The 21,029-nt window shown below is 45.3% G+C and carries 22 protein-coding genes; 6 read left to right on the forward strand and 16 right to left on the reverse strand.

Going from position 1 to position 21,029, the window contains the following annotated elements; all coding sequences use genetic code 11:
- Positions 1 to 33: 33 nt before the first annotated feature.
- The gene (locus tag L3V32_RS07535; protein ID WP_237284061.1) at positions 34 to 2,580 is read right to left on the reverse strand and encodes an Ig-like domain-containing protein; all 2,547 of its coding nucleotides are present in this window, start codon (positions 2,578 to 2,580) and stop codon (positions 34 to 36) included.
- 376 nt (positions 2,581 to 2,956) lie between these two features.
- On the opposite strand from L3V32_RS07535, the gene L3V32_RS07540 reads away from it, so the two are divergent.
- Positions 2,957 to 4,321 carry a sodium-dependent transporter gene (locus L3V32_RS07540; RefSeq protein WP_012841489.1) on the forward strand — a complete coding sequence of 455 codons (1,365 nt, stop codon included), beginning with the start codon at positions 2,957 to 2,959 and terminating at the stop codon, positions 4,319 to 4,321.
- Between the two features lie 105 nt (positions 4,322 to 4,426).
- On the opposite strand, the gene L3V32_RS07545 is transcribed toward L3V32_RS07540, so the two are convergent.
- From L3V32_RS07545 to tsaA, 5 genes are all read right to left on the reverse strand, one after another.
- Entirely contained in the window at positions 4,427 to 4,618 is a 192-nt protein-coding gene (locus tag L3V32_RS07545; protein ID WP_109169594.1) for a DUF4250 domain-containing protein, read from the reverse strand.
- The gene (locus tag L3V32_RS07550; protein WP_005391765.1) at positions 4,618 to 4,824 is read right to left on the reverse strand and encodes a YaeP family protein; all 207 of its coding nucleotides are present in this window, start codon (positions 4,822 to 4,824) and stop codon (positions 4,618 to 4,620) included. Before L3V32_RS07550 ends, L3V32_RS07545 begins: the two co-directional genes overlap by 1 nt.
- Positions 4,825 to 4,935: 111 nt before the next feature.
- Positions 4,936 to 5,604 (reverse strand): tellurite resistance TerB family protein, encoded by a 669-nt coding sequence (locus L3V32_RS07555; RefSeq protein WP_046874978.1) that lies wholly within the window; start codon positions 5,602 to 5,604, stop codon positions 4,936 to 4,938.
- A gap of 175 nt (positions 5,605 to 5,779) precedes the next feature.
- Positions 5,780 to 7,495, reverse strand: a complete 1,716-nt coding sequence (locus L3V32_RS07560) for a proline--tRNA ligase (protein WP_104974883.1) — start codon at positions 7,493 to 7,495, stop codon at positions 5,780 to 5,782.
- Positions 7,496 to 7,606: 111 nt separating this feature from the next.
- Positions 7,607 to 8,302 (reverse strand): tRNA (N6-threonylcarbamoyladenosine(37)-N6)-methyltransferase TrmO, encoded by a 696-nt coding sequence (gene tsaA / locus L3V32_RS07565; protein ID WP_047008891.1) that lies wholly within the window; start codon positions 8,300 to 8,302, stop codon positions 7,607 to 7,609.
- A 123-nt stretch (positions 8,303 to 8,425) separates the two neighbouring features.
- Here tsaA and L3V32_RS07570 point away from each other — a divergent pair, with 123 nt between their 5' ends.
- From L3V32_RS07570 to L3V32_RS07580, 3 genes are all read left to right on the forward strand, one after another.
- A complete protein-coding gene (locus L3V32_RS07570) occupies positions 8,426 to 8,686 on the forward strand; it encodes a type B 50S ribosomal protein L31 (protein ID WP_012841491.1) in 261 nt (86 codons plus the stop codon).
- A gap of 3 nt (positions 8,687 to 8,689) precedes the next feature.
- Positions 8,690 to 8,815 (forward strand): type B 50S ribosomal protein L36, encoded by a 126-nt coding sequence (ykgO, locus tag L3V32_RS07575; RefSeq protein ID WP_074191703.1) that lies wholly within the window; start codon positions 8,690 to 8,692, stop codon positions 8,813 to 8,815.
- Between the two features lie 230 nt (positions 8,816 to 9,045).
- A complete protein-coding gene (locus L3V32_RS07580) occupies positions 9,046 to 10,632 on the forward strand; it encodes an AbgT family transporter (protein WP_006742541.1) in 1,587 nt (528 codons plus the stop codon).
- Between the two features lie 107 nt (positions 10,633 to 10,739).
- Here the strand turns inward: L3V32_RS07580 and L3V32_RS07585 are convergent, their stop codons facing one another.
- From L3V32_RS07585 to L3V32_RS07620, 8 genes are all read right to left on the reverse strand, one after another.
- Positions 10,740 to 11,813, reverse strand: a complete 1,074-nt coding sequence (locus L3V32_RS07585) for a hypothetical protein (protein ID WP_237284062.1) — start codon at positions 11,811 to 11,813, stop codon at positions 10,740 to 10,742.
- On the reverse strand, positions 11,810 to 12,922 hold the full coding sequence (locus L3V32_RS07590) for an ATP-grasp domain-containing protein (RefSeq protein ID WP_006742539.1): 1,113 nt from the start codon (positions 12,920 to 12,922) through the stop codon (positions 11,810 to 11,812). Before L3V32_RS07590 ends, L3V32_RS07585 begins: the two co-directional genes overlap by 4 nt.
- Entirely contained in the window at positions 12,910 to 14,178 is a 1,269-nt protein-coding gene (locus tag L3V32_RS07595) for a F390 synthetase-related protein (protein ID WP_237284063.1), read from the reverse strand. Before L3V32_RS07595 ends, L3V32_RS07590 begins: the two co-directional genes overlap by 13 nt.
- Positions 14,166 to 15,029: an MBL fold metallo-hydrolase gene (locus L3V32_RS07600; protein ID WP_237284064.1), complete on the reverse strand. Its 864-nt coding sequence runs from the start codon at positions 15,027 to 15,029 to the stop codon at positions 14,166 to 14,168. The genes L3V32_RS07595 and L3V32_RS07600 overlap by 13 nt, the downstream gene beginning before the upstream one ends.
- Positions 14,998 to 15,984 carry an NAD(P)-dependent oxidoreductase gene (locus L3V32_RS07605; protein WP_237284065.1) on the reverse strand — a complete coding sequence of 329 codons (987 nt, stop codon included), beginning with the start codon at positions 15,982 to 15,984 and terminating at the stop codon, positions 14,998 to 15,000. The genes L3V32_RS07600 and L3V32_RS07605 overlap by 32 nt, the downstream gene beginning before the upstream one ends.
- Positions 15,981 to 16,970: a ketoacyl-ACP synthase III gene (locus L3V32_RS07610; protein ID WP_237284066.1), complete on the reverse strand. Its 990-nt coding sequence runs from the start codon at positions 16,968 to 16,970 to the stop codon at positions 15,981 to 15,983. The genes L3V32_RS07605 and L3V32_RS07610 overlap by 4 nt, the downstream gene beginning before the upstream one ends.
- A gap of 194 nt (positions 16,971 to 17,164) precedes the next feature.
- Positions 17,165 to 17,614: a YaiI/YqxD family protein gene (locus tag L3V32_RS07615; RefSeq protein WP_012841495.1), complete on the reverse strand. Its 450-nt coding sequence runs from the start codon at positions 17,612 to 17,614 to the stop codon at positions 17,165 to 17,167.
- Positions 17,611 to 17,904 (reverse strand): hypothetical protein, encoded by a 294-nt coding sequence (locus L3V32_RS07620; RefSeq protein ID WP_012841496.1) that lies wholly within the window; start codon positions 17,902 to 17,904, stop codon positions 17,611 to 17,613. Before L3V32_RS07620 ends, L3V32_RS07615 begins: the two co-directional genes overlap by 4 nt.
- 935 nt (positions 17,905 to 18,839) lie before the next feature.
- On the opposite strand from L3V32_RS07620, the gene L3V32_RS07625 reads away from it, so the two are divergent.
- Positions 18,840 to 19,325, forward strand: a complete 486-nt coding sequence (locus tag L3V32_RS07625; RefSeq protein WP_080936742.1) for a GNAT family N-acetyltransferase — start codon at positions 18,840 to 18,842, stop codon at positions 19,323 to 19,325.
- On the opposite strand, the gene L3V32_RS07630 is transcribed toward L3V32_RS07625, so the two are convergent.
- Together L3V32_RS07630 and L3V32_RS07635 are read right to left on the reverse strand one after the other, a co-directional pair.
- A complete protein-coding gene (locus L3V32_RS07630; RefSeq protein ID WP_012841498.1) occupies positions 19,285 to 19,584 on the reverse strand; it encodes a DUF3301 domain-containing protein in 300 nt (99 codons plus the stop codon). The two genes, L3V32_RS07625 and L3V32_RS07630, sit on opposite strands and share 41 nt — an antisense overlap.
- A gap of 13 nt (positions 19,585 to 19,597) precedes the next feature.
- Positions 19,598 to 20,635 (reverse strand): DUF3549 family protein, encoded by a 1,038-nt coding sequence (locus L3V32_RS07635; RefSeq protein WP_109169607.1) that lies wholly within the window; start codon positions 20,633 to 20,635, stop codon positions 19,598 to 19,600.
- Positions 20,636 to 20,711: 76 nt separating this feature from the next.
- Between L3V32_RS07635 and L3V32_RS07640 the strand changes: the two genes are divergently transcribed.
- Entirely contained in the window at positions 20,712 to 21,026 is a 315-nt protein-coding gene (locus L3V32_RS07640) for a YqcC family protein (RefSeq protein ID WP_005391784.1), read from the forward strand.
- Positions 21,027 to 21,029 lie beyond the last annotated feature (3 nt).

Here is a 21,029-nt window from a genome sequence, read left to right on the forward strand (position 1 = left end):
TATTTCCGTTTTACCCGCTTGTTCTTTGATAGCTTATTGCGCGTTCATCTCGGTGAGCTTATCGCCGACAGGTTTTGAGAAATTAAAACCATCATACTGATCCCAGTTGATAGACCACGTCATTACCCCTGCATAATTCGGGTAATTGAACGCTGGCTTAACGGTGCCGCATGAAGTGCCTTTGGTTAAACAATCTAGTGCGCTGATAATATTCTGTGTCGGAGCCTGACCTGAATTTGCCGAGCTAGGACCTGAAGGTAAGCCGATTGCGACTTGATCATCACGTAGTGGTGCAAACTGAGTGCCGTCGGCCAATTCAAAGCCTTCGATAAGCATTTTAGATTGCGCTACCATCATATCCACAGAGCCTTCTGGTGCACTGCCTGGCAGATATGGGTTTGGCAAACCACCGTTGTTATATAGCTGGACGTGAAGCAGGTCGAGCGTGCTGCGTGTCTCATTAATCACAGGAATGTAAGCTCCCCAAATACCGCTGTAAGCCACATAGCCGCCTTGAACATAAGGATGCTCAGGTGCCATGGTTAGGTACATATCGCCACCCATGTTTTGCTCTATTTGAAGCAAAGCACGACCAAGGCGAGCTTGAATTTGCGAGCCATGAACCAAGTTAGATCCACTCTCTAAATCCACATCAAGACCATCAAAGCCCCACTCAGCGATAAGACCTGTTAGGCTAGAGACAAAGTTGGCTTCGTCTTGATCGGTATTCAGCGTAATCGTGCCTTCTGCGCCGCCAAGAGAGAGAACAAACTTCTTACCTTTAGCTTGAAGCGCTGCCATGTCTTGTTTGAACAGTGCTGGGTCGAGCGCTGGACAATCGCTGTAAATATCGCCTGAATATAGATTAAAGTGCACGGTACCATCGCTGTTACGGTCATTCTCGGCGAAGGCAATATCAATCACATCCCACGCATCAGCCATATCCGCTAGACGAATTGGACAGCCCGCTCCATTTACAAAATTGTGCCAGTAACCGATGAGTTTATGACGTTTCTCTGCTTGCTCAACCACCGTTATTGCTGCGGCGTCAGACAATGCATTGCTTCCTGACAAATCCACAGCTTGGGCGCTAACTGTAAAGTTACCAAGTGCAGTTGGTGTCCAGTTGGCTGTGTAAGGTGCCGTGGTATCGGTTGCAACAATAGAGCCGTTGATCATGAAATCAACGTGCTTAATGCCTGAAGTTAAAGACGTTGCATCGGCATTTAATGCGAGGCTTTTGCCTAATCCGACGGTTTGACCGCTGCTTGGTGAGGTCAGAGAGACGACCAAATCTTTATCGCTGACTTCCACACCAACCAGGGACTCTGACGTGTTGTTATCATTATCGGTTGCGACGGCTTTAAGCTGGTTAGCGCCAATAAGTGTGGCGTTCCAAGTAACGGAATATGGTGCTTGAGTGGTGACCCCTAAGCTGGTGTTGTTCGCAAAAAACTCAACTTGCGTGACTGTGCCATCAGCATCGCTTGCGTTTGCCGTGATTTCGTTATTGCTGCCAGCGAGCACGACTTGTCCATCCGTTGGTGCCGTAATGGTAACTTGCGGTGGCGTCGAACAAGCACCTAGGCCACTCCAAGCATCTTGCCAGTATAGCCCTTCACCAGGCTCGTAAGCCCATGTCGCATCCGAGGAGCACCAACCAGCAACATCACAACGATATTTTTGGTTGAAGTGAGAAACCAGGTCGCCAGCTTGATAACTTGTGCCTGCCACATAAGGTACTGCATCTGCACATCCGCCCGTTCCGGTTTCTGAATTACTAATAACCAGCGCTACTTCTTGGCTCATCGTTGCGAGGTTTGTATCATCAGTCGCTTGTGCTTTGAACGAGTATGTACCTGGACTCGCGGTCCATTGATATTCGTAAGGTGCACTAGTATCAATGGCGACAGATTGATTGTTTACGAAGAACTCAACTTGTGTGACCACACCATCAATATCGTCAGCTTGAGCGGCTACGGTTAGGTTATCACCTACATTAAGCACTTCTGTGCCTACTGGGCTGGTCAATGAAATGCTTGGTGGTGGTAATTCGACTTGTGGTTGAATTTGGATAGAAATCGTCGTGGTGCTAACGGCTCCCTCATTATCGGTCGCAATTGCGGTCAATTGCGAGATCCCTTCAATAGCGGTCCAAGAAGCTTCGAATGGTGCTTGAGTTACCACAGCAACCGTTTGGTTGCCTGCAACAAACTCAACTTGTGTGATTTGGCCATCTTCGTCTGCTGCGTTGGCTAACAAAGTGATCGCACTGCCTTCGGGAATTTGTGCGTTGTTTATTGGAGAGGAGAACGACACCGTTGGTGATAAGTTGTTGCTTCCACCATCGCATTGCCCTAACGCTTTCCATGCTTCCCAAGATCCTGAGTTGGTCACGGGGTCATTGCCTTGCGTCCAATATGCAGCCTCATAAGCGGCTCCTTGCGTTTTTACTAAAGCGCCCGATGTATAAGTCGCAGTGCTGTCCCAGTCGGGTAGACTTTGACAGTTATAGGCTTGAGCTTGGTAGCTGGCGCTGAGTGCTGCAACCATCGCTCCGTGAAGTAGAGTGACCTTCATTTTCCTCTCCTTGAGTCATGGATATAAATGAGAACAGAGTAATAACTAGCTGATAAATAGACATAAGGGGGAAAAAGCGAAGCACAATATTCTGCTTTTCGACACAGTATCACGAGGAACTATTCGTTCCTTACACCAAAGCTCATTATTTTTCGGCTCACTTCACGATGGGAGAATCACAAATTCTAGGCATGTGAAAAAGACAAAAGTCGCCAGGTCTTAGAATGATGAATGTGAGATGTACGTTAAAATTTACAAGCTGAATGACTGTGAATTGTTTCAACTGTCGAGTATTTAACCGGAGTGCTCTTGTTGAATAGTGAATATTGCTATAGTGTACTAGTTAGCTAGTTCAATGATATTTTGTGTGAGTAGTATGACACAGCAAACCTCTTCTCAGCCTCGTGAGCATTTTGGCTCTCGTCTCGGATTCATCTTAGCAGCCGCAGGTGCCGCAGTTGGCCTTGGCAATATTTGGGGCTTTCCAACCCAAGCTGCCAGTAATGGCGGCGGTGCTTTCCTGTTGGTTTATTTGGTGATGATTCTTATCGTCGCATTTCCTATGCTGGTGGTTGAAATGGCGATTGGTCGTCATGGTCAAGCCAACCCGGTGGATAGTATGCGTTCGCTTACCAATCATCCGGTAGGTAAAAAGCTCGGCGGTATTGTGGGCTGGATTGGTTTAAGCGTACCAAGCGCTGTTTTAGCGTTTTACTCTATTGTCGGTGGTTGGTTGATCTGCTTTTTACTGGGTGCAATCACAGATCTAATGGGGTTAGAAGCTGCAACTCAATGGCTAAAGGGCTTTAGCGTTGAACGTAACTTGTTCGGAACCATTACTTTTTATGTGCTAACGATTCTCATCGTACAAGGTGGAGTAAAACAAGGTATTGAGAAGTGGTCAACACGCTTGATGCCAGCATTGTTTGTTCTGTTTGCCCTGCTGTTTGCTTACATCATGACGCAAAATGGTGCGATGGAAGGGCTAAAGCATTACTTGGTACCGGATTTCGAAAAGGTATGGGACCGCAAGTTGATTCTTGCTGCAATGGGGCAGGGCTTCTTCTCGCTTACGATCGGTGGCTGTTCAATGCTGATTTATGGCTCTTACTTGAGTAAGAAAGAGAACCTACCAAAGATGGCGATGAACGTGACCATGGTAGATACTGCCGTTGCTTTCATTGCAGGGTTAGTGGTGATGCCAGCGATGTTTGTTGCGATGCAAAAAGGCGTTCAAATCTATGCTGAAGATGGCTCTCTATTAAGCTCTGATACGTTGGTATTTACCGTATTGCCATTGATGTTTGATAGCTTAGGTTTGCTTGGTCAATTGTTCTCTATTGTGTTCTTCTTATTGCTGACGATTGCGGCGCTAACGTCTTCCATTTCAATGTTAGAGTGTCCAGTGGCGTTAGTGAGTGAGCGTTTCAACACCAAGCGTAGCGCAACGAGCTGGGTTTTAGGTGGTCTCATCGCCTTGTTCAGTGTGGTGATTGTTTATAACTTTGGCGCTCTGTTTGGTATGGTCGCGACGGTTGCTACTCAGTATCTACAACCAACCGCTGCGCTCTTATTCTGCTTATTTGGTGGTTGGGTATGGAATCGCAACTCAAAAATCAAAGAGCTTGAGCAAGGTTGCCCGGAGTTTACGCAAGGTTGGTTTGGTAAGTTATGGCCAGCGTATGTGAAGTTTGTATGTCCAATTCTTGTGGCTACGGTCATCTGGGCTTCATTCGGCTAATCGAAACGTCTATTGGACAAAAGAGAAGGGCTTGATGAGTGATCATCAAGCCCTTTTTAATGTTGGTTATTCCCCGTTTCAGTTACCCGCGGGGATTGCTGCGGGTTAACGGAATTGTCCTGCTTCTGGAAGAAAGTCAAAACCAGCAGAAGCCAGTTTTGCTTCTAGTGCCGCGCGATCGATATCGAAGAAAGCCGCCAGTTTATCTAAGTCACCACCGAAGTCGTCGCGTAGCTTCATATTTACAATGCTCATGAGCATGACAGGATCCATGGATTCAAAGTTCGCTAGATTCATTACTTATCCTCAAAATCTGAAATCAGTAGGTTTGCCGCAGCAAATGCCGCTTTTTCACGCACTTCTTTAGGCAGAGACTCATCCGCCGCAACATCGTTCAGCGCTTTAACAGCACATGAAATTGCCTGAGGAATGTAAGCTTGATCGCCACTACCAATTTGAGCATAAAGCTCACGAACCAGTTCACAACAGCCGTATACTTGCATGTTTTCTTTCCACTAAATGATAACTTATCTCAATATACACACAGCAGATTTGAAACTCAAAGTGCAGAGTTGTTTTGGCTCAAGTTGAGGAGTTGCTTGAGCGAGATTTAATCACTGCATTTGTACTTCTAACTGCTGAGTAACTTCTGGTGAAAGCTGAAGCTGTTTTGCCAGTTCTTGCAAATACGCTTTTTCCATGAAATTTTGCTCATCAGCAACAATCAAAGACGCGAGATAAATTTCTGACGCTTGTTGAGGAGAGGTCGCCTGATTTGCAATTTCAGCAGGATCGAGCGGTTTGTTTAGTTCTTGCTGAACGAGTTGACGTACGTGCTCATCTGCGCCCATATCCGCGAGGGCTTGCTCGATGCGGGCCATTTCCTCTTCATCGACATGGCCATCGGCTTTTGCGGCTCCAATCATTGCTTTTAAAATTAGTACACTGTGTTTGCTGTCATCGGGGTCAAAGGTCTCATGAACACCTTGACCGGACTGTTTGGCTTGCCAGTCGTTATAAACTTTGTAGGCTAATGCTCCAAGCGCAGCAGCGCCACCGACTTTTAATGCGCCCGAGCCTATTTTCTTGGTCATTTTTTTACTTTTCTTCGAGCCCATCAGCATACCGATAAGGCCTCCGCCAACGGCACCTGCTCCTAGCGTTTTCAGGCTACTTGAGTTTGATGAGGATTTGATGTTGTTAGTTTGTTTACCTAACGCATCAGCCCCTTGCTTGAGTAAGTCTGATTTGAGTGCTTGGTTTAGAAGACTTTTTAAATCCATAACTGACCTCCTTTAGATGATGAAATCAGTTTAATAGCAAGAAGCTGAACCAAAGATTAACAAAGTGAATAGATCTAAAGGGGAGTAGTAAGGTTGCCCAGTAATAAAAAGGGTTGACCGAAGCCAACCCTTTTTAACTATTTGAAACTACTTCAAATGCGAACTCGTCTAGTGCTTACTTTAGTTGAGCTTTTACGTGCTCAACAATGTCAGTCATTGCGACTGCTGTTTTCTCACCAGTAGCACGGTTCTTGTATTCGAAGTTGCCTTCTTTCATTGAGCGGTCACCGATAATAATGGTATGCGGTACACCAATAAGCTCCATGTCAGAGAACATTACGCCTGGGCGTTCTTTACGGTCGTCAAATAGCACTTCGATGCCCATTGCCGTTAGCTCAGCGTACAATTTCTCAGCGGCTTCTTTCACTTCTTCTGACTTGTGCATGTTCATTGGAACGATCGCAACCTGGAATGGTGCGATTGCATCTGGCCAGATGATGCCGTATTTGTCATGGTTTTGCTCAATAGCAGCCGCTACGACGCGAGTGATACCGATGCCGTAACAGCCCATTTCTAGGATGACGTTCTTACCATCAGGACCAAGTACACCACAGTTCATCGCTGCGGAGTAAGCGTTGCCAAGTTGGAAGATATGGCCAACTTCGATACCACGCTTAAGCTGGATAGTGCCTTTACCACATGGGCTTGGATCGCCTTCAACCACGTTGCGTAGGTCTTCAACTTGACCAAGCTCTGCGTCACGACCCCAGTTAATGCCGAAGTAGTGTTTGCCATCGATGTTCGCACCCGCACCGAAATCACTCATTACCGCTACGCTGCGGTCAACGATGAACGGCAGTTTAAGACCAACAGGGCCTAGAGAACCAGGACCAGCACCGATAAGCTCACGAATTTCTTCTTCAGATGCCATTTCCAGTGGAGCTGCAACCTGAGGAAGGTTCTCTGCTTTCACTTCGTTCAGTTCATGATCGCCACGAATGATAAGCGCGATGATTGGTGCATCAACTTCGTCAGACGCTTTCACAAACAAAGTTTTCACTGTTTTTTCAATTGGCAGCTCGAACTGTTCAACCAATTCAGCGATTGTTTTTGCGTTTGGCGTATCTACCAACGTCATTTCTTGCGTTGGTGCAGCTGCTTCAGAGGCTGGAGCTAGTGCTTCTGCTTTTTCGATGTTTGCCGCGTAATCTGACTCGGTAGAGAATGCGATGATGTCTTCGCCACTTTCAGCCAGTACGTGGAACTCTTGAGAGCCGCTACCACCGATAGCACCGCTATCTGCTAGTACAGGACGGTAATCCAGACCCATGCGATCGAATGCTTTGCAGTAAGCATCGTGCATTGCGTCGTATGACTTTTGTAGGCCGTCTTTATCAATGTCAAAGCTGTACGCATCCATCATTGAGAATTCACGTGAACGCATTACACCGAAGCGTGGACGACGTTCGTCACGGAATTTGGTTTGGATTTGGTACAGGTTTAGCGGAAGCTGTTTGTAAGAGCTCACTTCATTGCGAACAAGGCTAGTGATCACTTCTTCAGCGGTTGGGCTAAGTACAAACGGACGAACATGACGGTCAGTAAAGCGAAGTAGCTCAGGACCCATCTTTTCGCTGCGGCCTGTCTCTTCCCATAGTTCAAACGGCTGAACAACGGGCATCAAAGTTTCGACTGCACCTGCATTGTCGATTTCTTGACGAACGATGTTTTCGACTTTACGCAGTACACGTAGACCAGTAGGTAGCCAGGTGTATAGACCTGAAGCCAGCTTACGGATCATACCTGCACGTAGCATGAGCTGGTGGCTCACTACTTCTGCGTCGTTTGGAGTCTCCTTCAGAGTAGAAAGAAGATAATTACTGGTACGCATTAAATTTATCCGTTTATTTAAGTTAGATACTCAAGCTTGAATAAGCTGGAGTATAGGAGTTCCCGAAAGGGAAATTTATTAGCCGTCTATAATATCAGCCAATTGCGTTTGTCAAAAGCTTTCAATAGCGGTAACCGTTATTAAGTTGCTTGTTGCTGTGAACTTTACGTTCAAGTCGAACAAATTTACCGCATATTCTTTGTCGTCTGGCTTGCTTTTCTTGTATGCAGGACGAGGATCTTGGGCCAGAACTTGTTCAATGACTGACCTTACATAGTCAGTATCGGATCGATTTTCTATCGTTGCTAATGCTTGAGCAGAAAAGTTGACTTGTGACTTTTCTGGTTCTTGGTCTGCGTATCCACCTTGTGCTTCTGGAATCGAATCCGAATAGGGGATATAAGGCTTAATATCTACAATCGGTGTCCCATCAACGAGATCAACGCTGCCTAAATCAAGATAGATTTGATCGCCTTGCTTAGTGACTCCTTTCACTTCAACGGCTGACATTCCGATTCCGTTTGGGCGGAAAGTCGAGCGTGAGGCAAAGACACCTATTCGTTCATTGCCGCCCAGTCGTGGTGGACGGACGGTTGGCTTCCAACCTGCTTCCAGATTTTGATCAAACAAAAATAACAGCCAAACGTGAGAGAACTGTTCTAGCCCACGCACTGCTTCAGGGCTATTCGCTGCGCCTAACAGTTTTACGCGTGCTTTCGCTGTTGGTACTAAGCGAGGCTGGCGCGGTACTGCAAACTTTTCTTTGTACGGTGTCTCAATGACGCCGATGGGTTCAATGGAATACATGGTGGACATCTTTAAGAATTCATTGAGATGAAAAGTATCACAAATTTCTCTTGCTTTTCTTGTTGATAATGATTATTAATTAAAACGTTATAACATAACATTTCAATTGAGAGGAAAAGTATTATGAAACCAGGAATCCACCCTGAATATCGTCCAGTGGTGTTCCACGACACCAGCGTAGATGAGTACTTCGTTGTTGGTTCTACGTTGAAAACAGAGAGAACCATCGAATGGAAAGATGGCAAAACCTACCCTTACTTTACGTTAGATGTGTCGTCAGCATCCCATCCGTACTACACCGGTAAACAGCGAGTGGTTCAAACAGAAGGTCGTATTGCGAACTTCAACCGTCGTTTTGGTCAATTTAAGAGCGAAAAGGAATAAATCATGAAGGTAGTAAAATCATTAAAAAGTGCAAAAAGTCGTCATCCGGATTGCCAGGTCGTAAAACGAAGAGGGCGTCTATATGTCATTTGTAAGGCGAATCCGAGGTTTAAAGCAGTGCAGAAGTAATCGTTCTGCATATTTCTGGCTTATGGTTTTGTTTAATTGATAATTTTGACTTAACTGTTTTACATGGATGAAATATCTACATTTTTGTTTGTTATTGGTTATAAAACTCTCTAATGGTCACAGTTTGTAACATTTAGGGCTTTTCTTTAACCTTCTACTCAAGTACCCTTCGCTCGCTTTTTTGACATTTTTGTCACATTTGCACAGGAATAAAAACAAGGAGGGAACAGATGAGTTCATCTGATTCAATTAAACAAAACTCGCCTAAGAAGCCGCTGTTTACGCGCTTTTTGGATACTGTCGAATATTTGGGGAACTTATTACCTCACCCGATCACACTATTTGCCATTTTCTGTTTAGCCATTCTGGTGATGTCGGGCATTGCAGGATACTTCGAAGTTTCCGTTGTAGACCCTCGTCCTGAGGGCGCAAAAGGTCGTGCCGCAGATGGCATGATTCATGTCGTCAGCTTACTTAACGCTGATGGACTCGAACTTATCGTTACCAATTTAGTGAAAAACTTTGTTGGCTTTGCGCCTTTAGGCACGGTTTTGGTTGCGATGTTGGGTGTTGCTATTGCCGAGTACTCTGGTTTGCTATCTGCAGCTATGCGTGGCTTGGTCATGGGCGCATCTCAACGCATGGTAACAGTGACTGTTGTTTTCGCTGGTATCATTTCAAATACGGCATCAGAGCTGGGGTATGTGGTACTTATTCCACTGGCAGCAATGCTGTTCCATTCTCTAGGTCGTCACCCACTTGCAGGCCTTGCTGCGGCATTCGCTGGTGTATCTGGTGGTTATTCAGCAAACCTACTTATCGGTACGGTTGACCCGCTACTGTCAGGTATTACTGAAACAGCAGCGCAAATGATTGACCCAACTTACACTGTTGGTCCAGAAGTTAACTGGTACTTCATGTTTGTTTCGACGTTCTTCATTGCAATCACTGGTGCGTTTGTTACTGAAAAAATTGTTGAGCCAAAGCTTGGCAAATACAGTGAAGAAGAAGCCTCAGAAGATTTGTCGAACGACAAAATGGGCGGCTTAACAGACATTGAGAAGAAAGGTCTAAAACTAGCAGGTGTTGCTGTACTGGTTGTTTCCGCGTTGCTTGCTTGGACGGTTGTTCCAGCTGACGGCATCTTACGTTCTGATGCAGGTACAATTGCAGGTTCTCCATTCCTGAAAAGTATCGTGGCATTCATCTTTGTGTTCTTTGCTATCCCAGGCTTTGTGTTTGGTAAAGTTGTTGGCACGATGAAGACGGATCGCGATGTAATTGATGCAATGGCGAAATCGATGTCTTCTATGGGCATGTACATTGTATTAGTTTTCTTTGCTGCTCAGTTCGTTGCTTTCTTTAAATGGACTAACTTCGGTCAGGTATTCGCAGTTGCTGGCGCTAGCTTCTTGCAAGAAATTGGCTTAACTGGCCCAATGTTGTTCTTTGCCTTCATCCTCATGTGTGGCTTTATCAACCTAATGATTGGTTCGGCATCGGCACAGTGGGCAGTGACGGCACCGATTTTTGTTCCTATGTTGATGCTTGTTGGTTATGCACCGGAAACGATTCAGGCTGCTTACCGAATTGGTGACTCGACGACAAACATCATTACTCCAATGATGAGCTACTTTGGTTTGATTCTTGCCGTAGCAACTCGTTACATGAAGAACTTAGGTATCGGTACGCTGATCGCGACCATGCTACCTTACTCAATCTGCTTCATTGTAGGTTGGAGTGTGCTGTTCTACCTATGGGTATTCGTATTTGGTTTACCAGTAGGCCCTGGCGCAGCAACATACTACACACCGTAAAAAACGGTTACCTCACACAGCTCCATTACAAAAGCCTGCGAACGTCGCAGGCTTTTTTATCGATCCAGATTGTGTGCAAGCAGGTTTGCTTGGTTATCGATGTCGTTTTATAGCTGAAAACGCATCAACAAAGGGCGATAAAAGTGCTGAGTGAGCCAGCACAAGCTTTTCCAAATTACGCGTTTGTACCAAGGTAAGTGCGCAATATAAACATAGCTAAATTCAATTTCTGGCTGGGCTTTTCGGTTGCGTTTAAAAGCTGGAGCCCCTGAGCTCATATTAAAGCGACGCTGGCATATCATTGCATGGCGGATGGTATAAGCAGATATTCTTCTATACAGCGCAAAACTCTTCGGCTTATTGGTATCGTAGCCAAAAATTGGGCAAGTCATGTCGTTATCAATTTCTACTATGCCTAACGTAGCCAGCATCTCTCCTTGATAAAACAGTCCCACTAAATGCACTAAGTTATTCTGGCTAGCCTGTTTTAAATATTGGGTTGAAAACTGGATGTTATTCCGGCTGTATTTATCAAGGTAAAGCATGTCATATAACACTTTGGCGCGCTGAAACTCTTCATCAGTAGCCAGTGGCTTAAACTGCCAATCTTTATCATTAAACAGCTTGAAATCTTTTGTTAAATCTCGGTTGAAGCTGAATGCTTGCCAATCCTCAAGTAAATACACTTGTCGTGTTACCAAGCTTTGCCATTGTTGCTGTTCTAATCGCTGAATTAAGTGTGAGTGCTGACGCTGGTTGAGGGAGCGAAGCACCAAGGGAAAGGTGGGATATTGATCGAGTGCCACGCGGCGCAGCTCATCTAGATTTAAGGATTCCCATTGTTCGCTATACATATTGGTGGACAAGCACTGATTGTTGAGCGTTTGGACTTGATCCAATCCAGCCAATGATAAGATTGGTTTAGTCATATTAATAAGTAGCTTACATACCCATCGAACAGCCACATTTTTGACTTTGTGAAGCTCTTCTTCGGCGTAGCCACTAAGCAGTGTCATAGGGGACACGGCATAACAGTTGTTTGGTATTTTTGGTGTTACGGAGTAGGGAATGGCAACATCATTGATATAGTAGCAACCAAAGCTTGCTGTGCATTCATTAATAGGATTCGATTGCATAAGAGTGATAAAGGTTTTATGCCATTCTTGAGAGGAAAGTGTCATGATGGCAACGCTTCTCCATTCCACTCAATATCAACGGTAGAAGCGGCGCTCCATTTTGCCTTGTTCTGCCTAGCTAACCGGAGTAATTCAAACACACTCCGGATTTGGCTCCCTACCGGCAAGTTATGCTGTTGCATTACATTCACTCCAGACCACCAATCTTGCCAAGTTCGAGCCTTAAATAGGGATAATCCACCTTCAGCGATGAGTGTTATTGGACCTAAATGATGCAATCGCTGCTTGGAAGGACTGGTAAACTCCATATTAGGAAGCAGTTGATTGCATCGAGATGAGAGTAGGTGCAAACCACTTGTGGCTCTTGGGTTGCATTCAATCACGTAGAGATCATTTTGTGATTGGATGAAGTCAAACGACACCTGCCCATGATAAGTATGACGCTCACCAAAAGCTGCGATAAAAGTATCTAGTCGTTCGCATGAGATCGGCTGAAAAGCACTGGCGGCCGATCCGTTTACACAGTATTTCGGCACATAAGCTTGGTGTGCTTTAAGGTCACCATGTTCAAAAATCGCATAGTTACACATTGGCGTTCCGTGGATTTTTTGTTGCTGCACCCAAGGATAAAGGGTCGATATCGTGGCGGCTGAAATAGACTGAGTAGTCACATCTCGTATGACTTGCCCGCCAAACCGAGAGTAAACTGGCTTTAGAACGGTTCTCTTATTAATTTCAATCTCACTTTTATCTGCGACCAAACGAGTTTTTGGAAGTGTAATCTCTGGCAAGCCTTGAAGCTGTTCAAAAACGGTCAACTTGTTGTGCAGGGCATTGAGTAGTCCCACATTGGGCAGAAAAAAATCTACTTCTGGGCATTGCTTGGCAACATGGGCCAAGTAATAAACTTCTTCACAAGTGGGTATCACCATATCAATACGCATCTGAGTAATGATTTTTAGGATCTGCTGTTGGTAGGTGGGAAACGCAAATCGAGGTGAAGCGGTGGGGATATAAGACTCGATGCCTCGCAAAAATGATCCCAGAGGCTTTTTTAGCGAATCGGTGAGAATTACTTCATGCCCATGATGCATACACATGGTTGCCCACTCTAGTGCAACTGGTGCTCGGGCTCCGGTGATTAAGACCCGCATATGTTCACCACACGTCGTTGTTTATTCATTGGCGTCCAAATAGGCGCAGGGCGGTAACTAAATCTGACAGGATCAAGCCGTAATTGGTCAAACAACTTTATCAAGGCTTGATGTATAACCCGATGGTGGTGAACATCCGCTTCAATTTGAATGGTTTGTGACCCTGTTTGGGTGATTCGGTAATCCACGCGACCTTTGGCAGATAGTGTTATAGCGCGGTAGATGAGATCTGGTAACACCGTCACTGGGACGTAGTTTGCGTTTAGCGTGAGGCGATCACCACATCGTCCGGCAATCGCGCCAAGAGGTTCAAATACGCCATTATCCTGTTTATTCTCAATAATATCGTCGAGCTGATAACGAATAATTGGCTGAGTTTTACGACGAAAATCGGTAATGATTGGGCTGTAGTGAGTACGTTCGGTATTCAGCCAGTGTTTTTCGATATAAACAACATCTTGATTCCAGCGCATTTGGCCATGCTGATCAGTACATGCAAGAAAACCTTCAGTACATTGATAGACTTCATGGAGCTCGCTGTCGAACCGTTGAGAAATATAATGACGGTCACTCTCGGTTAGAACCTCTGCCCCAGAAATGATCCGTTGTGGTTGAATTGCGGGTTGACCAAATTGACCGCTGAACTGGGCGCAGAGCTGAAGAGCTTGCGCACTACCAACCAAAAGCGTGGGTTGGAACTCATCCAGCTCTTTTATCCATTCTTGGTAAGGTTTGGTTAAATCGGCATAAAAGAATGTGACAGGCCCTTTCGCGACGGATTTATACAGTGGGCTGTTGGCTCGCAAGGCTAGTGCAATTCGGTGCTTTTGCCATAGGTTGGGCAAAAGGCGAGCCAATATATTGCCGGCCCACAGTTGTGTTTCCTGCTTGTCAGCAAGAAACAGCCCGCGCATGCCTGATGTGCCCGAAGAAAGCCCAACCGTAACATCGCCAACTTTCGAAGCGGCAAAGTTGCGTGACTGCTCTGCTTTGAGTGCCTGCAGCATTAACTGTTCAGCATCTAAGCCCTTCGTATTTAACTCTGAAAGGCTCTCCATCATGGTTTGCTTATTCATGATAGGGAAATCACTGAGTGGTGCACCTTGAAAAGAGCGGTAATACGGTGAATGACGGCATACCCAATCCAAGTGTTGCGTTAAGTGTTGTTGTTGCCACGTTTCGATTTGTTCCCTTGAGCCGAAGGGGCGGTAGCGGGTTCGCCAGAATTCTGAGATAAGCGTTCTCACTTCATCCATCCTTCTTTGATTAGCTGCTGGATAGTTTCCTGACAATGTGAAGGTACGAAGCGAACAACGTGGTGGGTTTGTTGGTAGCAACTTCTCAACTCGGAGAGGGTGTTTTTATAGGCTTTTGTATCATCGCAAAGCATGTTCGCCAGCCAATGCTGATCGATATTTTCACTCAAGCTCTCGATTAACCAGCATGCATCGGCGAGTAAGAACAGCCAACTTTGGTCTCTTTTAACCAGCAAGCCCACTTGGCCAGCTGCATGGCCTGGCAAGCTAACCATATAAATAAGTCCATCGTCGAACATGTCTTTACAGAGCAAGTTAACCCCTTGGCACTGAGGAAGAATTTGGCTGATTGGCACAGAAAAATCACCATGAATGATGAAGTTAGATTCAAGTTGTGGAGGAAGTAGAGCTTTTAGGTATCCTTTTCTTACGCCTCCAATTCGACCACTTTTAGTAATTGCATCCACCCCTTTTTGTTGGCAATGCAATTGAGAGTGGGAAAACTCAGACACGGCAGCAATGTGATCAGCATGGAAGTGGGAGAGCACTAAATGCTCAATATCATGAGGTTTGAGATTTTCTTTTGCTAACTGCGCAACAATCCCATGTTCTTGTTGATAGCGGCAAGGTGTTGTCCAAGCATAAAAACGTTCAGGGAAGGGACGAGTCGCGCTAAAAAAGTGCTCGTGATATCCCGTATCAAACAGGATGTTGCCTTGTGTCGGGTGTTGAATTAACGCAACGGCTGCCGGAAATGCTCTAGGCTTGATACCAGAGCCTGGTTTGACAACAAAGCCTGGGTGTACGCAGTGTCCAGTCTCAAAGATTTTTATTTTTAGACCAGTTTGCATACTGCTGTATTCCTTCTTGAATTGAAAAAAGCGGTTGGTAATTCAGGTTTTTTATCGCCTTGCTGATATCCAGAGTTTGATGATAGTTAAACAATCCTGCGCTGTATGAAGTGAGCCTTGGCTCTGGCTGATGTGGTAAGCGCCTTCGTATTTGCTCACTGAGCTTTAATAATGGTGATACCACACCGTATGGTAGTGATTGTAACGTTACTTTTAGGTTCAACCCCACACATAAAGCTTGCAGTACAGTCTCAATTGGCATTGGTTCGTTGTTGGATATATTGAAGACATCACCATGCTGAAGTCGGTCTGCCTGAGTGCAAGCGAGCATCGCCGCATGGGCAACGTTGTCGACATAGGTCAGATCAACCACTGGATTTCTACCCGATGGCAGAAGCAGAGTGTTGTTTTTTATCGCCTTAAGCACTCTTGGGATAATCGCGCGATCGTTGGGGCCAAAAATGCCACGAGGTCTTAAAATGATCGCTTTGCTTTGACCTTTTACGGCTTCAAGTTCAGATAGGTATTTAGTGTGTGCGTAATCATTGCACCAGTGTGAAGCAATGGCGTCGGTTTCTCGAATATTCCAACGGTCTTGATGGTCAAAATAGACGCTGGTGGAGGAAATATGGATAAAGCGCGAGATTTGATGCGAATTAGCCGCACTGGCGAGGTTTTTGGTGGCATCTACATTGGCTTGATAAAACGCTTCCCACTTGCCCCATGGGCTTGAGAGAGCGGCACAATGGATGATTGCATCCATGCCGTGGCATACCGCATGAACAGCAGAGTGGTCTCTCAAATCGACTAAATGTGGGATAACATCGAATTGCTCAGCGAGTTGTTTGGCGATGACTGTATTTCGCGCTGTAAAATGCAGTTCATGTTGCTGGTGAAACATTCTTAGAATTGCGCTACCCAACATCCCACTGCCGCCAGTGACTAATATCTTCATAGTTTTAGCACTCCCATACCTAGTGACAACCCTGCGGCGGTGCCAGCTAATAACACATGTTTTCCTGCTGTTTCTGGCTGATTACGCAGCCAGTGTAAGTTAATTGGGAGTGAGGCGGCGACTTGGTTTCCCAAAGTCGAAAAGTGATTAACTGTTTTCTCGGTTGGTAACCCGGTGAGTGATGGAAGTTTTTTTAATCCGTGCGCACTGGCTTGATGCGGAAGAAAATAATCAATATCGCTGAGCGTTACCGGAGAGGCGTCAAAGCCTTTTTTTAGAAACGCTGGTAAGGCTTTACGCACATGTTTAAAGAGTGCTTTGCCCTCCATCTCAAACTGGCAACTTTTTAAATAGGCTTGATGCTCTGAGGTGTGAGGGTTGACATGACTACCTCCGCCCTTAATTTGACAAAATGAATACCCGGTATGATGCGTTTCAAAGTGACTGGTGAGTAATCCATCACCGTTTTGTTCTTCGAGCAAAAACGCGGCGGCACCGTCGGCGAATAAGGTTGCAACTTCTGGTTTGAGCGTAAAATTTCGATTCAGTGTGATGCCAGTGGCGAGCTCACTGGTAACAATGAGAATCCGACGGTATCGTTTTGCGAAGAATAGACTCTGAGCAAGATCAAGCGCAGAAAGAAATGATAAACAGGTGCTGTTCAAATCAAAACTTTCTAGCCATGTTGGAGCGTCTAACGCGGCGAGAACCGCTGAGGCGTCGTAGGGCAGAGACTGGTGGTGAGTGCCACTGGCGTAGATAAGGAGATCAACGGAGCTCAGGGTATGTATGTTTCCTAAACACTGCTTTATCGCCTGCACCGCCATGTAAATAGCGGTCTCTTTTGTATTGGCTACATGACGATATTCAACGTCGAATTTATTTCGGCAGGTCCCTGGCGCCAATTTTAGGAAGCGATCCATCTCTCGATCTGACCATTGATTCGTTGGCAGGTAGCTTCCACTAGAAACGATGTTAAAGCCCATTATTCTCTATACATTTATTAAAAACGTCGTTCAAAATAAACCACGTTGCATATTGAAGCTATGGCGAGCGAGATGAAAAATAAACAGAACAAAACAAATGGGAGTAAGAGCACGCTTTGGGTGCAATGCTGAAAATGAATTTTCAGGAATGAGCCAGGCTTTGATTTGCTGGCTCAATATGAATAGAGTGAGGATTACTTCCTAAATTTAGCCAAAATACGATCTAAATGGTTCGCAAATTCGCGGCGATCGGTTTGGGAAAGCGCAGCGGGACCACCAGTCTGAATTCCGCTTGAACGCATGGTTTCCATGAAGTCGCGGATATTTAGACGTGCTTTGATGGTGTCTTTCGTATAAAGCTCGCCACGTGAACTGAGGGCTTGAGCACCTTTAGAGATGACCTCATCTGCAAGCGGAATGTCTGATGTGATCACCAAATCGTTGGCCTCCACACGCTTAACGATTTCGTTGTCAGCGATGTCAAATCCAGCTGGAACTTGCAGCGAGTGGATGTTGTCTCTTTTGGGCACCGGGACAACGTGGTTGGCGACAAACGTACATTCAATCCCCGTGCGTTCGGCGGCACGCACAATGGTTTCGCGGATGACTTTCGGGCACGCGTCTGCATCTACCCATAACTTCATGATGACTTCTCACTTAGCTTGGCTTCTAGCTCTTCAATGCGAGCGACTAGTTTTTTCACCGTGCTTTCTAGCGCTGCAAGACGATCATTATCGGTATGCGCTTGCGCTGCGACTTCAACCTTGGGAACACGCTGAGCGCTTTTCCAACTTTTTATTGCGGTGATTAATGCAGGCATTGGGACGGGCGTTTTCAAGCGTGCTTTCACTAACGCTACGGTTGGTTCTTTTCCTTGTTGTTGCAGTTGTTCCATTACCGCTTCTAATTCTTTAGTAACGTCTTGAGTTAACATTTTTAATCCTTAACAACGATATATCTATCATCATACGTTGAGTCCCCTAATTTGGCGAATAGCAATTTGGAATGTGTGGTGTGAGAGATCTCTTACATGGGTTGTGAGAGAAAACGATTTCGTGAGCGGAAAAATAGAAATTACAAACATCAAGTTATTGATAAATAATGATTTAACAACTATTTAACCAATGTGGCGTATAAATATTTATCTAGTATAGATTGTCAATTTTTAGGAAAGGCGTAAATTGAGAGTTGTCAGCAGGAAGCAGACATGGAACAGGAAAGCACCAAGGATTTGGTTATCATCAGGAAGACGATTTGGTTGGTCAGGATGATTAATCAAGCATGGAGCGTAGGACATTGTAAGGACACTATCATCAATAGGATGTTGATGACTAAGGATAGACAATGGACCCCTCTAGGATAGAGGTTATGGACAGCGTCAGGAAGATGCAAGGGACACCGCTCAAGGAACAAGTGATGTGTGCTAACGGGGAATGTTAGCTATCAGGATGATAAGGACACCGCTAGGACGGCGACGTAAGGAATAAGCTGACGGAATCAGCCACTATTATGGATGATGCATGGAGCACTTTTAGTAGCCGGACTGCTGCGAGTAAGACCATGACCCCGATACTTATGTGTCGGGGTCTTTCTTATATAAAAAAAGATACCTAGTCGTTCTCGTTTAATTAAGCACTAGAGGTGGCTTGGGTATATCAATATCACAAAATTTATAAATTCCTAATAACACTTAATAAAAAACAATCCAGATCAATATCCTTTCCAATCAGTTGGTTTAACTTTCGGCTTCTCTACAAGGTGTTATGCCCCGCAGTTATTGAGCATATTCAAGCTCATCGAGTTTGCGATCTGCGGATAAATAAAGTTTGTTGTAATCAAGGAACAGATGTGGCCATAGTAACCAGAAGAATGCTTCTTCTACCCTACAATGAGTCGTTGCAACTAGAGTTCGTCATGCTGAATTGCTGTGCGAAAAACCGTGCTGAAATGAACGGTCCGTATACTGTCGCGTCTGCCAAACAGATGTTTGAGAAAATACTGGATGATGAAAATATTTATAGTATGGCGGTGCTAGAAAGCACCAGTCGTGACTATATGGGGCACGTGTTCATTTCCCATCTCGATTCCGAGCCTGAGTTAGGGTTTATTTTTGATAAATCTTATTGGGGTAAAGGGTTAGCGACAGAAGCTCTAAAAGCGTTTTTCCCAAAGGCGTGCCGTGAGCTGGGGCTACATAAGGTGAAAGCTAATGTGAATAGCAACCATCAAGCTTCTATGGCGGTGCTGAAAAAACTGGGATTTGTTGAAACAAAAGAAAGTAAGGATCTATATGGCCCTTACTTTGAAATGGAATTTACAAGCGATGCGGTGGTAGGTGAAAGTTCTGCGGCCTGAAACCGACCATGGTTAACTCCCCTTGGTAGCAATCGTCACCAAGAGATGAAAACTCAAATTGATACACCGTATGCCAACGCCAGACTCCGTCTGGCGTTTTTAGTTTATGGGCACCAAAGGCGATGCTGATTAATTGGAGATCCAATTGCTCACATTTACGCGTGATTGCCACTTTTGCGAGTTCGGCTTGACGACGTTGTTGCCAAAACAGATAACAGAAAAAGCATAGCCCTAAAATTGCTAAAAGATCACCAATCATCCCTGAACCTTTATTATCCCTTTGTTGCTTGTTGTAAGCTTACTAGCGCGTTTGCTAGTTCTTCAGATGGATTTGAATGTAGCAAGGGCAATAGCACCATTCTTAACTCTGGTAGCATCACTAAATCGGCAAATAACTGATTAAATAGGGCTTGATTACCGGTTTGAGCTAAACGCAGCAAAAACTGTTCTGCTACCTTTTCATTGGCTAGTAAGTGCCAAGCTCGGCCAGCCACGCCAATCAGTACTTCCTGATGGCTTAAACGAGGGCTTTGTAAAATCGCTTCTAACACTGGCGAGGCAATGGCTGTTGGTGCGCCAGCCAAAGCTCGGATAAGCGCTGAAAGTAGGAAGAGATCCGGTTCGCTACTTGCGATTTCTTGTTGTGCTTTGTCGGCGATACGCTCAGCTAAACGCTCTTGTAACTCTACATGCTCAAGCGCACCCAACAGAGCATAAAGTGGTTCATTCGGTAGGTGGTTCAATGCTTTGCGTATCATTACCCCGTTTTGCTCTTTGTCCAAACGAGCGGCCATGTCGGTGATTCCTTGCAGACCTACGGTTTGCCAATTATCCCAGCCTAAGCCACCTGAAAAGTAATGCTGAGTGTGCTCATAATATTGGCTGGTAGGAAGATCGAGATTCGCGCGGACCTGGCTATGGAACACGGCCATTTTGTCTTCGGAAGGCTTGAACGTATATGGGTTATTAGACAGCTTTTGCTGTTGCTCTTCAGTGATATCATCATTGAGGCGTGTTCCCATGGCTTCCACTACGTATTTAATGAAATTGCCGATATCCGCTTGCTTTAACAAACCGCGCTCGTCCAATTCAAACTTTAGAAACCAAATCCAAGGTTGCTTTTGTTCATTCCAATAAGCGATGGCAAGGTGTGCTTTACGCTGCATTGGAAATGGGTACGGTGCTTGACCTTTTTCTACATCGGCAAACTCTTTCTTAGCGATGGTTTTGATACGACGACCAAGATCGAAGATTTGATAATCACAGCGGCTGTTGTTCAACAGTTGAGTGAGGGTTTGAATGTTTTCCATTAAATACGACGTCCTAACGTTCTTTTCACAAGAAATGGTATCATTCTCGGCTAATTCAAGGTTCGAGATAGAATTAATGGTAACAAATACTCAATTGGTCGACTTACTTCACCAACTTGAAACGCAGCTTAAAGAACATAAGTTGTGGCAACACACTAGGCCTTCAGAGCAAGCCTTACAAAGCGTGGAGCCATTTGCGATTGATACGTTGCATCCTCATGAGTGGTTGCAGTGGATCTTTATAGACAGAATGCACGTGCTAGTGGAAAACAACCAACCATTACCAAGAGGGTTTTCTCTCGAGCCCTATTTTTCAGAAGCGTGGAAGCAGGAACCGCAGTTCGCAGAGCTGCTTGTTACAATCCGAACCATTGACGAACTGTGTAAGTAAACG

This window comes from Vibrio sp. J2-4 (genome assembly GCF_021728155.1).
Taxonomy (GTDB): Bacteria; Pseudomonadota; Gammaproteobacteria; order Enterobacterales; family Vibrionaceae; genus Vibrio; species Vibrio diabolicus.